The following is a 13378-nucleotide window of genomic DNA, read 5'->3' as shown; positions in this document are numbered from 1 at the left end:
TCCCTCAAACGCAAAAACCTTCAACGCCGGCGATTAGCCTGATGTTGAAGGTTTTTGCGTGTTTGACGCTATTTCTTACGAGTCTCCTACAGCGCGCTTCCGCCGAACAGGAACCGGTAGTCCCAGTGGCCGGAGATGGTGCTTGTCCGTACGCCGCCGGACTCCTTGGAATACGTATGAAGAATTTGACCATTGCCGAGGTAAATGCCGACATGAGAGATGTCAGCCGTCGCTTTGTTAATGCCGGCGTAAGCAGAAGCCGTCGTTCCCTTGTAATCCATGAAGAACATCAGGTCGCCGCGCTTCAGCTGATGCCAGTCCGTCTTCACGCTGCCGAGATTGCGGACGTACTTGCCCTGCCCGCTCGAATCGGCCGGCAAGGTGAGGCTTGCCCCCTCGCGGAAGGCAGTACGCACGAAGTCGGAGCAGTCGAAAGTATTCGTATTATTGCGGTCGGAGCCGAATTCGTACGGCGTGCCCAAGTACTTCATGCCTGCGGCGATGACGCGCTCGACCGCCTGGCCGACGTCGCCGTTATTATTTCCTCCATTGGAACCGCCGTTCGAACCGCCTGACGAGCTACCGTTTGTTTTGATGTACTGACTATCCGAGCTGACGTAGCCCTTCGTCCCATTGGACGCCGTGACCGCATACCAGTAGCTGTTCGGCTGTCCCGTTATGGTCACCGTCTCCCCCTTGGACAGGTAACGGATTCTTGCGCTGTCGGTGGACGGTCCCGTGCGGAGGGATACCGATGCAACGATCGTTGCATTGCCGGTTACCGCTCCGGAGCCGCCATTCGACCCGCTGCCTGTAAGGATGTCGACGTATTTATCGTCAGAGGATATGTATCCGATCGAACCGTTTACATCCTGAACCTTATACCAATACGCATTTACCTTCTCCAAAATCACGACTTGCTCGCCTTGCTTCAAATACTTGTACACAGTCGATGAGGTGGATGGAAGGCTGCGGAAGCTGACGCTGGACTGGATTTGCCCGACGGTCGCGGACGCGGTCGAAGCGGATGCGGCTGCCGGAAGCAGCAGCGAAGCGCCAAGAACCAAGGACAATAACATAGAAGTACGCTTGTTCATACTCTCTCCCTTTCGTGTTCGAGTGGTTTTGAATAGCTATGCAACTCGTTGCTGTCTCCATTGTACGGAACCCTCCTTAAGGACCATATCGATCCCCTGTCTCATTTGTCGAATCTCTCCGTAGTTAATTTGAACCATGACCGGGATCAGTTTCCATCAAAAAAGACGCCCCAAAACGGGACGCCTGTGCATGAAACGCGTGTATCTGCTGCGATTGACCTGCTTCATAATTCCTTTACCAAAGGGTCCTAATAACGCGGCTTAAGCACTATTTTTCCCCTACGGTTGGCGAATCATGTAAATAATGGTAAAAGCTCAATCACGTCTGTTTTTGTTCATATTCCGGAAACATACTGTGCAGCTGCTCTTCGGACTGGCATTTCTTCATGAGGCTCATCAGCGTATCGTACCGGTTCGGGGAATCGATGACGGACTGGTAATCGGTCTTGCCGATCGACGAGAAAATAGCCACATCACCTGTATGGTAGTACAGGTATAAGGACGCCTCATCCTCATTGTACGAGCAGAATGCAATTTGCTTGGACTCCACGGGTACCAGCATTGTTAACGCCTCCCACATGTCAAAATTCGCAAGGACATTATTATATCTATCCCACTTTTACCCATTTCAGCACCGAATGAATCAGCTTTTGCCTATTTTGATGGCTATGAAGCGTTTACTTGAGGCTGACGGTGTATATCGGCAAATTCCGACCATACAATGGAAGTACACCTTACATGAAAGGATGACAGGTCATGGGAAGCAAAGCACGGAAGGTCGTCATCGTGGGCGTCGGGTATGTGGGATCGACTTGTGCTTATTCCTTGATCAATCAAGCCGTCTGCGACGAGATCATGCTCGTGGACCGCACGCCGGAGCGCGCTTATGCCCAGGCGCTGGATTTGTCGCATTGCATGGAATTCGTGCACGCCAGGACGAAGATCACGACGGGTACGCTGGACCAATGCGGCGACGCGGATATCGTCGTGCTGAGCGTCGGTATCCGGCCGAAAAACATTCAGAGCCGGCTTGAGGTGCTGGAGTCGGCCTACGATATTCACGAGCCGTTGATCGGCCCGATCATGGCCAGCGGATTTGACGGCATTTTCCTCGTCGCCTCCAATCCCGTAGACATCGTCACCTATATGGTCTGGCGCTTGTCCGGCCTGCCGCGCAGCCAAGTGATTGGCACCGGCACCTCTATCGACTCCTCGCGGCTGAAGACGCTGCTATCCTACTATCTCCCCGTGGATCCGCGGAGCGTCAGCGGCTACGTGCTCGGCGAGCACGGCGACTCCCAGTTCCCCGTCTGGTCGCATGTCACGGTCGGCGGCAAGCCCTTGCTCGATATTATCGCCCAGCATCCCGCAAGGTTCGGCCATTTGAAGCTGGATGAGATCGCCCGCCAAACGATGGAGAGCGGACTTGAAATCTATAAGCTGAAGGGCTCGACCTATTATGGAATCGGCAATGCGCTGGCCTATATTATCCGCTCGATCCTGAATGACGAGCACAAAATCATGGCCGTATCTGCCGTGCTCGACGGCGAATACGGCTTCTCGGACCTCTGTCTCGGCGTACCTGCCATCATAACCCGCTCCGGCATGAAGGAGATCGTGGAACTAAATCTGACACCGGCCGAGCAGGAACAGCTGGTCCGGTCCGGCGCGGTCATTCAACAAGCCATTAATAGTCTCCCTCTCGCCCGTTAGCCGCATGAGATATAACAAAAAACAGTCCCGGCTCATGCATCAACGCAGCATGCGGCCAAGACTGATTTATTTGAATCCCTATGAATGATTGCTCTTCATCATGCAGCTGCAAGGCTTATAGGCACGACTAGTTACTAATACGTCGCCTCGGCAGCCGTGCTGTTCAAGCCCCCGCCGCAGGATACGCAGAATTTCGCGTTCAGTTCGTTCTCCGTGTGGCATTGGTTGCAGATGACGACGATTTCGCCGACCGTATTCTCGATCTTCGGATCCTCGGCGAGCGCCGCTCCGCAGTCCGGACAGAACTTGGCGTCCAGCGCGACGACCTTGCCGCAGGTGCAGGTCTTCTCGTTGCGTGTAACCTTGATCCGCTCTTCAAGGATCCGAATCTCGGCTTGCAGTTCGTCCGCCTGACGGCAGCAATCGACCACTTCCTGCTCGGTGGCTGCGATATTGCCGGCTTGATGGCCGCGATAGACGGCCGCCCCGATTTGGGCGCACAGCTTCTCGATGTCCTTCTCCTTGCCGGAAATTTGAGCTTTCAGCTTCGTGATCTCGACGGTTTGCTGCGCTTTCTTGGCCGCATCCGACGCCCCCTGCTTGACTTTATCGAAAAAGGACATAATAAATCGACTCCTTCATAATTTCGTCTAGCTTTGTCGCTTTCGCTTATTTTACCATAACCGCCCTGCCGAATCACTTCTATTCGCGCCAAGGCGGCCGGAAATATTCAGCCGCGCTCTCTTCCTATCGTATGAGGACCACAAAGGCGCAAGAACAACAAAAAAGACCGTACTCGCGTGGAGTACGGTCTGCCAATCATTCGCTTATTCTGCCGGGTACATGCGCTCGCGGAGCGCTTTGACTTCGGCGCTCTCGAGGTATTCGTCGTACGACATCATCCGGTCGATGATGCCGTTCGGCGTAATCTCGATGATGCGGTTCGCGATCGTTTGCACGAACTGATGGTCATGCGACGTGAAGATGAGCGTGCCGTCGAAGTCGATCAAGCCGTTATTGAGCGCGGTGATCGATTCCAAGTCCAAGTGGTTGGTCGGTTCGTCCATGAGCAGGACGTTGGAACCGGACAACATCATCTTGGACAACATGCAGCGCACTTTCTCGCCTCCGGAGAGGACGCTCGCTTTCTTCAGCGCTTCGTCGCCGGAGAAGAGCATCCGGCCGAGGAAGCCGCGGATGAAGCTCTCGTCTTGATCCTTGGAGTATTGGCGCAGCCAGTCGACGAGGTTCAGTTCCACGCCGTCGAAGTATTGGGAGTTGTCTTTCGGGAAATACGCCTGCGTCGTCGTTACGCCCCACGAGTACGTGCCGGCGTCCGCTTCCACTTCGCCCATCAACACTTGCATGAGCAGCGATTTCGGCAGCGTGTTCGGTCCGACGAGCGCGATTTTGTCGCCTTTGTTCAGCGCCAGCGTCAGGTTGTCGATCAGCACCGTTCCGTCGATCGACTTCGTCAACCCTTCGGTCAGCAGCAATTGCTTGCCTGCTTCGCGTTCCGGCTTGAAGTTAATGAACGGATATTTACGGTTCGACGGACGAATGTCGTCGAGCGAGATTTTATCAAGGAGCTTCTTACGCGAAGTCGCTTGCTTGGACTTGGACTTGTTGGCGCTGAAACGTTGGATGAACGCTTGCAGTTCCTTGATCTTGTCTTCCTTCTTCTTGTTGGCGTCCCGCATGAGCGTAAGCGCCAGCTGACTGGACTCGTACCAGAAGTCGTAGTTGCCGACGTACATCTGGATTTTGCCGAAATCGATATCCGCGATATGCGTGCACACCTGGTTCAGGAAATGACGGTCATGGGATACGACGATAACGGTGCCTTCGTAGCCGCCGAGGAAGTTCTCGAGCCACTCGATCGATTGCATGTCGAGATGGTTGGTAGGCTCATCGAGGAGCAGGATCTGCGGATTGCCGAACAATGCTTGCGCCAGCAGGACGCGGACTTTCTCGTTGCCGGATAATTCCGCCATCCGCTTGTCGTGCAAGTCCGGCGTAATGCCGAGACCGTTCAGCATGCCCGCCGCTTCGGATTCCGCTTCCCAGCCGTTCATGTCGGCGAATTCCGCTTCCAGCTCGCCCGCGCGCATGCCGTCTTCGTCGGTGAACTCAGCCTTCGCGTAGATGGCGTCCTTCTCCTTCATGACTTCGTACAGCTTCTTGTAGCCCATGATAACCGTCTCGAGCACGAGGTTCTCGTCGTATTCGTAATGGTTCTGCTTCAGAACCGCGAAACGCTCGCCCGGCGTCATATGCACTTCGCCGCTTGTTTGTTCCACTTCGCCGGACAGGATCTTCAGAAACGTCGATTTGCCCGCCCCGTTCGCGCCGATCAGGCCGTAGCAATTGCCCGGGTTGAACTTAATATTAACATCTTCGAATAGCGCGCGTTTGCCGTATCGAAGCGTGATGCCGCTTGTACTGATCATATTCAGGTATCCCGTCCTTCGCTAATAATGTTACTCATCACACCATTATAGCACATATGCGCGGGGCGATGCTTACTTGTTTAAGTGACTTGACTCAGGCGTTTGTTTAACTGCCATGTCTCGCCGTGGGGCATGATTCGTACGATGCCGTCCGCCAGCTGCAGCCGGCGCATCTCCGCTTCCAGCCGGTCGAGCGCTTCGCGAGGCGTATCGTCCGCCAGCTTGTAGGAGCCGTAATGCATCGGCACGAAATGTCGCGCGCCCGTATCGCGGAACGCCTGAAGCGCCTCTTCCGGGGATACATGCTGCGCGCCCATGAACCATTCCGGATCATAAGCTCCGATCGGCATGAGGGCGACCTCGATATCGGCGAACCGTCTGCCGACTTCCTTGAAGCCGTCGAAATAGCCGCTGTCCCCCGCGAAATAAACGGTTGGCGCATCCTTGCTCTCGATGACGAAGCCGCCCCAGCGGGAGGAATTCGTATCGACGAGCGTTCGCCTCGTCCAGTGCTGCGCGGGAACGAAGTTGAACGTCACGCCGCGGACGACGGCCGATTGCCACCAGTCCAGCTCGATTATGGACGAGAAGCCCTTGCGCCGCAGCTTGTCGGCCAAGCCGACGGGCACGATGAGCATTTTGCTGCCGGTCAGCTGCTTCAGGGATGCAATGTTGAGATGATCGTAATGCGAATGCGATATCAGAATCACGTCGATCGGAGGCACGTCGGCGATGTTGATGCCAGGCGCCGCCAGACGTCTGTGGAAAGCCAGCTTCTCGGCCCAAATCGGGTCCGTGATGATATTGAGTCCGCCCAGTTGAATGAAGAACGTGGAATGGCCGACCCAGGTCAGCGTAGGCTCGCTTGTATTGCCGTGCAGGAATACGAGGTCGGGATCGACGACCGGAACCTGGAAGGAATAATCCTTGGCCTTCATTTTACCGCCGCGCGACCTCCGCCATTGTCTGACTTCGCGAAAGGTCTTGGGTACGGCCGCTGGATTTGAATTCGAATATCGCATTTCTCTCAACATCTCCCGTATGTTCTTATGCTGGCGTCCTGGCGCCATCTCCGCGCGGCGTAATTGCGCCGCCTCTTCGCTTCCCGGAACCGGACTGCTCTCTTGTACTTCAAAGATACCAAGGTTAATTCTATTAATCAAACGGCGGGAAGCGGTATAATCGGGCGGATTGTGAACGGCAGGCGAAACATTTGCGGGCAGAGAGGGAATGCAGGGCGAATAGGAGAGAAAACCGAAAGGACCGTCCCTCCGCCAAGATGCGCGGGAGGACGGCCTTCTATCGGACTAGCGTGCGGACTAGCTCAAGTATTTTCGAACAAAACAGGCCGGCGTGCGGTTTATTACGGCGTAACCGACACGTCGTCGATCGTCATCCACGTTGCCGCGGTCGGCGACCAGGCCCAGACGTTGATCGTATCGCCGGCATTGGCCGTAAACGTCCCGGTATACAAGGCGTACCCGCCGCCGGTTACCGTCTTGTTGACGACCTGCGTACCGTTGCGGTCTACGCCGACCGAGCCGGATCCGTTGCTGATGGCCGAGTAAGCAGAGAAGGTATACGTTCCTGTGGAAGGCGCCGTGAACGATTGGGACATCGCGCCTCCGGTGTGGAGATATCCGTCGTAGCTGCCCGAATGAGGATAATTGGTCTCTACGCCAGCCGTGCCGGAGGTAATCCACGTGCCGAGCGCCCCCGTCTCGAAGCCGCCGTTCTGCAGCCCGGTCACAGGCGCCGGCGCCACCGTGATATCATCGAGCGTCATCGAGGTCGCAGACGATGGCGAATATCCCCACGCGTTGATGACATCGCCCGCGGATGCGGTGAAGGTTGCCGTATACGGCGCATAGGCGTTTCCGGTTACCGGAAGGTTAACGGCCTGCGTGCCATTGCGGTCGATGCCGATCGATCCGGAGCCGTTGGTGATCGCGGCATACGCCGTCATCGTATACGTGCCTGTCGTCGGCGCGACGAATTGCTGCGAGATCGCACCGCCGTTATTCAAGTAGGCGTTGTGCGTGCCGCTATGCGGATGGGCCGTCTCGACGCCTGCGTTGCCGCTGGTCGACCATGAGCTGAGCGATCCGGTCTCGAAGCCCGTGTTCGTCAGGCTTCCGGACAGCGCCGCTGGCGCGGTGACGCCTGTAATGACATAGGTCGTGACCGATTTGGCCTTGGCCGTTCCCGTGAAGGTCTTGTTTGCCGTGCTGACGGCAGAAAGCTGGGCGAGATTCTCCGTCGAGGATGTACGGTACGGCGTCGCATTGCCCGTAACGGACGTGAATTTCGTCAAATCGTACGTGATGTTCGTATCCGAATTGGAGTTGTTCTGCGTCACGATGGTCAGCTTGTTCGATGCGCTGTCGTAAGCCGCGAGCGAATTGCCATCGTTGATGGACATGAACTGCGCGCCAGGGCGAATGAACCGGCTGAAGTTGGCCATGACGTAGTATTTCTCGCTCAACGTATACGCGTAATTCGTCGGATTGTCCAAATCCGATACCATCATGCCCCAGCCGTCATAATCGACCGGCTGCCAATACGACCAGACGGTCGGCTGCATGTTGCGCATATCGCTGAGAATCGTCGAAGCAAGGGTCATGCCCGACGAGTCGCCGTCGCCGTATTCCGTCATCCACAGTTTCTTATTGTTGGATTTGGCCAGATTCAAGAGGCCCGAACGGTTATAGCCGTTGTAGCTGTGCACGTTGATTTGGGACAAATAACCTTTGGCCGTGCTGTCGTACGAATTGAAGGTATCGATGGCTTCGTCGATGCTGTTATCGTCCGCGGACACCAGCCTCGTGGTCAATCCCTTCGTATTCAGCGAAGCGCCGACTTTCTTGATGATCGTGTTCTGGGTCGCGTTCCCGATATACGCGCCTTCCTGCCAATTGCCCTTCTTCCACCAGTACGATACCGGCTCGTTGAACGGCTCCAGCGTGTTGAACGTGATCCCCCAGGAATCCTTAAAGTGCTGCACGACGGTCGTCAAGTAGTCGGTGAACGCATCATAGTACGCGGAATTCAAATTATCGTTATAGCTGTTGTCGGGGCCGGATACGCTTCCGCTGTTCGTCATCCAGTACGGCGGCGAATTCGAGAACGCTTCCGTCAAGTTGACGCCGCGGTCGATCGACGCCTGCAGCATCCAGCGCTGGCCGGCATCCTGCGTCCAGTCATAGGCGCTTGCGCTTGTCGCCTTGTAGCCGGGAACGCGCGTGCGAGGCGAGAGGTAAACGGTCGAGCTTGGCGGCAGATAGCTCGGATTCTCGCCGCCGCCGATATTGTAGCGTGCCATCGTAAACCCAAGTCCCGTCGTGGGGTTGAATATCTTATCCGCGTAATCGTTGCGGATCGTCAAGTTCGGCTGACTGCCGATAACGTGCGCCCACCAAGCGAGCGACGTCCCCCATCCCTCGAGCGTCTGGTAGCGGATTCCCGGATCCACGCTCACCGCGTAATCGGCGTGCGTGACCTCCGCAATGTTAGCGCTTCCAAGTAACAGCAGCGCAGTTGCGATTCCGGCATTTCTCAAGCGTTTCGTCGTCTTCTTCATCAATATCGCTCCTTCGCGGTTTATCTATCGTTATCGGTACGACCCTTCCCATGCATCTAAGAAGGGTCATGCCGTTCAACGCCATTCTTGTTCGTGCTTCGCCGGTCGCCCCCGCGGTTCGCTATTCCACCGGCAGTAGGACCCGCTCCGAGGCCGCATCCCCGTTCAATAGGATGATCGGCACGTGCATGGCGGTCTGCCTGCCTTCCGCCGTCACTTCAACGACGAACCGGTTGACCTGCGAGGCGCGGTCGACCGCAAGCTCCAAGTTCAGCACCCGCACCTCCGGCGTCACCGTATGCGTCATGATCTTCGCCTGCGCGGACGGATGCGCCTTGAAGCCGACCGGTCCGAGTAGTTGAATGTCCCACATCTCCACGGCCTTGGAGCTGTTCCTCAGCAGCAGCCGGATCGGCTTCGGTTCGCCCGAGCGGATCGTCGGAGCATCCCCGTAATCGACCGTGACCTCGAGCGTGCCGAACGCGTAGACCGGGCCTTCAGGACGATCGTATACGGAACGTCCCTGATCCTTCGCGTACAGCTTGCCGCCGGCCAGATCGGACGTGTCCGTCTCGCGGTGCGCGTCGATCTCGATGCCGTTGTTCTGCGCGAGCAGCACCTGCTTCGCGATGCGCAGCGTGCGTTCGGTCAAGTCGTCCACGTCCGCCGGCAATTGATTGCCGAAGCCGCCGAGCTCGCCCAAGTTCAAGCATGCGGTCTTGATCGCGCGTCCGATCGGCTTGATCCATTCCTCCGGAATCGCGTCCGCTCCATGGATAATGCCAAGGATCGAGCCGGCCGTCGCCGCGGTGCAGTCCGTATCTTCGCCGCAATTGACCGTGATGCACATCGTCTTCGCGAAATCGCCTTCCCCGTAGAGCAGGCCAAGCACGGTGATGCCGATATTGCTCGGCGCGTCGTAGCCGACGGGACCGTCGGCGAAGCCCTTCTCACGGTCTTCCGCGGAGATGCCGCCGAAGAGCGAATATCGGCCGCGGTGATACTTCAGCACCAGATCCCGAGCCTCCAGCCATGTCTTGCCATCCCCGTGCCACGCCAGCACATCCCGAATGACGCGGGTAATGCCGCAATCCACGGGGATATAGGACAGTCCGATCTCGATCAAAGCATGTAGATCGGACTCCACGAATGCCGCTGCTTCAAGCGCCGCGAAGAACAGCTCCGCATACGTGCCTTCCCCGTGGCCGTGATCGACGATCGCGTCCTCGTAGGCGTAACGTGCCGCAAGCTCAGGCATGCCTGGCGCGATGCACGCCCAAATCTCGGAGCGGATATACGCGCCGCAGCTATCCTTGTACGGATTCTCGTGGGATCCGCTGAGCGGCGGCATCAATCCTTGCTTCATGTTGATCTTGGCAATGCCATACTCGGCCCAATGCGGCGTAATATAGAGCTGCCAGTACTCGGCCAGCACGCGCGCGTTGATGTGGATGCCCTGCTCCTCCAGCGCGATCAGCCAGAGCAGCTGCAAATCCAAATCGTCGTTCGGCAGCGGATTGCCGTCCAGCTTATGCGTGTAGAACGACACGTCGTTCACTTGCCGCTTCCATTCGAACGGCGCGCCTACGGTGCCGCCGATATTCTTGCCGATCCAGCAACCGAGCACGCGGTTGCGATAATCGGCCTCGTTGAAAATAGTCATCTGTCCAGTCATCCTTTCGATACAGAAAATACCCACTGAACTGCTCTGCATGTCAGTGGGTATTCGGTCTTCCGTTTCAGTTCGCTACGGTTCGGAACGCTATTTAATCTCTTTTGCGACTTCCTGCGCCGTGGCGTACAGCTGATGCAGCTCGTCGTAGGCTTTATCGATGCCCATGTTCTTCAAATCGGACATCGTTTTCTTCATTTGCGCATCGAAATCCGCGTCGTCCTTCGCCATGATGAGTCTGGCGACGTTCGCCATGAAGTATTGATCCGCCTTCGTCAAAATTTGCGTGGACGCATCGGAAGGCTGGCCGATGATGCGGGCCGCGATCCAGTCCTGCGTCGGCGCGATCGCTTTGCCGTCTTTGACGAGCTTGTCGTACACTTGGCCCGGGTACAGATCGGCGCCGTAATGCTTGGCAAAATCGGTTTCGGCTTTCGATACGATCGCCGGATCCACGACTTTGCGCAGGTCGACCGGATTGCCGTTGCCCATCGGATAACCCTGGTCCAAGGCGCCTAATTTGGAGAACTGATCGATGCCGTTCGCTTGCGTGTAATCCGCGTTGTTCGGTTTCGCCATATCGCCGATCAGCTTCTCTTTGCCGTCGACGATATCCCAGTCCTTGCCTTGCACGCCGTTATAGATCAAACGCGCGCCTTCGGGGCTGTTCAGGAAATCGAGCATCTGCATCGTGCGCTCCGGATATTTGTTGCTGGACGTGATCATTTTGGCCGTGCCGAGGCTCCAGCCAAGCGTCGCGTCGTTCTGGTAAACGCCGGTAATCGCCGGGAACGGACCCGGGATGAAAATCATCTGCGCGTCTTCTTTGCCCGTGTTCTCGACCAGCTTCGCTCCGCCTGTCCACAGCGCCGAGTTCAGCAATTGGCCCGTCTCTACTTTATCCTGGTATTGCGATGCTTTCTGCGTGAAGCCTTCCGGATCGAAGATGCCCATGCGGAACGCTTTATTGTAGAAACGAATGCCGTTCCAGAAGACGCCGTCTTCCTTCGCGTATTGATCTTCGACGTCGCCGTTCGTCAGATTGAGCAGCTGGCCGTTCGGCAGGTTCGTAAAGCCGTGCGAGAACGGATACGTGATGATGTACGGCCATGTGCCCCAATCCGTCCAAGCGGAGAAAGCGTACACTTTCTTGCCGTCTTTCGATGTCGGGTTCTTGTCCTGCATTTGTTTCATGACGTTCAGGAAATCGTCTTCGTTCTTCATTTCCGGGGCGCCCATTTCCTTGTACAGGTCCCAGCGGGAGAAGAAGTTGACGTAGCTGCTTTCGCCGACCAGATCGGTGTTGGCTTTCTGTTGATGCGTCGGCAGGAAATACACTTTATCGGTGCCGTTGCTGAACGATTTCTTGAAGACCTGCAGCGCGGTGTTGCTGTATTTGGTAATATTCGAGCCGTATTTGGCAATCAAATCGTCAAGCGCAATGACTTGTCCGCCTTTGATCATCGAATTCGCGAGCGAAGCCGACGTGCCCTCGAATACCATCACGTCCGGCAAATCGCCGCCGGCGATCATCGTTTTCTCTTTGACGTCGTCGCCCGTGATGATGTCCAGCGTGATGCCGAATTTCTCTTTGATGACGTTCGCGACTTCATTGTCCTGAATGCCCTTATTCTTGACGTCGCCGTCGTTGCCGGCGAAGATCTTCAGCGTGATCGGGTCCTTGGACAAAGCCGCGTCATTGCCGGCAGCAGCGTTGTTCGTGCCGGCAGCATTCGTCTGCGTGTCGTTCGATGCAGCCGGCGCCTCGTTGCCGCCGTTGTTGTTGCTGCCGCAGGCGGTCATCGAAACCACTGCCGTGATCGCCACGGCCGCGGCTAAGCTTTTCTTCATCTTCATCTTTAATCTTCCTCCCCAATGGTGGTTCTTAGCTATGATTAATGGCCCGACTACCGCCACGTCATCCGATTCCTCCGGCCCGAAGGCCGCCCGGCGCTAACCCTTGACCGCCCCGAGCATGATGCCTTTGATGAAGTTCTTCTGCAGGAACGGATAGACGATTATGATCGGCAGCACGGAGATGATCGTGATCGTCATCTTGATGGAATCCGCGGACACCTGCATCTTCAGTCCCGAACCGCCCGAGGTTTGCTGAGCGGCGTTGCTGGCCAGCGCCAGCGCATCGTTCAAGTAGTTGTACAGGATCAGCTGAATCGTCTGAAGGTTCTCGCTGTGGACGAGGAAGTAATTGTCGATCCAGGTATTCCAGCAGCCGACCGCCGCATAGACCGCGATCGTCGCCACGATCGGGCGGGACAGCGGGAAGATGATGCGGTTGAACGTCGTCAGGAATCCGGCGCCGTCCATCTGCGCCGATTCTTCCAGCGAGGCGGGAATCTGCTCGATATAGGTCTTCACGAGAATGATATAGAAGGCGTTGATGGCGCCGGGCAAAATATACAGCAGGAATTTGTCCTGAAGTCCGTAGGTCCGCATCGTCACATACCACGGGATGAGTCCCGCGCTCAGATACATCGACGAGATGACGTAGCGGTAGACGAATTTGCGGAACATCATCTCCCGCTTCGTCAGCAGGTAAGCGAACATCGTCGAGAAATACACGCACAGGATGGTAAAGATGACGGTTTTCTCGACCGAGACCAGGAACGCGTGCGGAATCGTGCCGAGCTCGAAGATCTTCCGGTAGCTGTCCAGCGTCACCTTGACCGGCCAGAGGTAGATGCCCTTGGCCGCCAATCTCGGATCGCTGACGGAATAAATGAACAAATAGTAGAACGGATAGAGGCAGACGAACGTGAACAGGATCATGAAGATTCCGTTGAACCCGTTGAACAGCCGCTCCAGGACGGAGTTGTCTTGTTTGATTTTCATGGCGCTTAGGTCCTCC

At 56.4% G+C, this 13378-nt stretch carries 10 protein-coding genes; 1 reads left to right on the top strand and 9 read right to left on the bottom strand.

The genetic code is table 11. The features are described from left to right. Nucleotides 1-86: 86 nt before the first annotated feature. A complete protein-coding gene (locus AC0YNU_RS14500; protein ID WP_475757619.1) occupies nt 87-1097 on the bottom strand; it encodes a C40 family peptidase in 1011 nt (336 codons plus the stop codon). 319 nt (nt 1098-1416) lie between these two features. Beyond that, nucleotides 1417-1659, bottom strand: a complete 243-nt coding sequence (locus AC0YNU_RS14495) for a KTSC domain-containing protein (RefSeq protein ID WP_475757616.1) — start codon at nt 1657-1659, stop codon at nt 1417-1419. 194 nt (nt 1660-1853) lie between these two features. Between AC0YNU_RS14495 and AC0YNU_RS14490 the strand changes: the two genes are divergently transcribed. Then, entirely contained in the window at nt 1854-2810 is a 957-nt protein-coding gene (locus tag AC0YNU_RS14490) for an L-lactate dehydrogenase (protein ID WP_475757614.1), read from the top strand. 134 nt (nt 2811-2944) lie between these two features. Here AC0YNU_RS14490 and AC0YNU_RS14485 read toward each other — a convergent pair whose 3' ends face one another. The 7 genes from AC0YNU_RS14485 to AC0YNU_RS14455 all read right to left on the bottom strand — a co-directional run bounded on the left by AC0YNU_RS14485 (nt 2945) and on the right by AC0YNU_RS14455 (nt 13362). Then, nucleotides 2945-3433, bottom strand: coding sequence for a zinc ribbon domain-containing protein (locus tag AC0YNU_RS14485; RefSeq protein ID WP_475757612.1), 489 nt, complete (start codon nt 3431-3433; stop codon nt 2945-2947). Between the two features lie 204 nt (nt 3434-3637). Then, nucleotides 3638-5260: an ABC-F family ATP-binding cassette domain-containing protein gene (locus AC0YNU_RS14480; protein ID WP_475757610.1), complete on the bottom strand. Its 1623-nt coding sequence runs from the start codon at nt 5258-5260 to the stop codon at nt 3638-3640. An 80-nt stretch (nt 5261-5340) separates the two neighbouring features. After that, nucleotides 5341-6291 carry an MBL fold metallo-hydrolase gene (locus AC0YNU_RS14475; protein ID WP_475757986.1) on the bottom strand — a complete coding sequence of 317 codons (951 nt, stop codon included), beginning with the start codon at nt 6289-6291 and terminating at the stop codon, nt 5341-5343. 332 nt (nt 6292-6623) lie between these two features. After that, entirely contained in the window at nt 6624-8840 is a 2217-nt protein-coding gene (locus AC0YNU_RS14470; protein WP_475757607.1) for a glycoside hydrolase, read from the bottom strand. Nucleotides 8841-8961: 121 nt separating this feature from the next. After that, complete coding sequence (locus AC0YNU_RS14465; RefSeq protein WP_475757605.1) at nt 8962-10503, bottom strand: ADP-ribosylglycohydrolase family protein; 1542 nt, start codon at nt 10501-10503, stop codon at nt 8962-8964. Between the two features lie 99 nt (nt 10504-10602). After that, nucleotides 10603-12369 carry a type 2 periplasmic-binding domain-containing protein gene (locus AC0YNU_RS14460; protein WP_475757603.1) on the bottom strand — a complete coding sequence of 589 codons (1767 nt, stop codon included), beginning with the start codon at nt 12367-12369 and terminating at the stop codon, nt 10603-10605. Nucleotides 12370-12465: 96 nt separating this feature from the next. After that, the gene (locus tag AC0YNU_RS14455) at nt 12466-13362 is read right to left on the bottom strand and encodes a carbohydrate ABC transporter permease (RefSeq protein ID WP_475757601.1); all 897 of its coding nucleotides are present in this window, start codon (nt 13360-13362) and stop codon (nt 12466-12468) included. Nucleotides 13363-13378 lie beyond the last annotated feature (16 nt).

The sequence above is a fragment of the Paenibacillus sp. J31P316 genome (genome assembly GCF_056269105.1).
The sequence above is the reverse complement of the archived record's forward strand: the minus strand, read 5'-3'. Positions and strand labels throughout refer to the sequence as shown.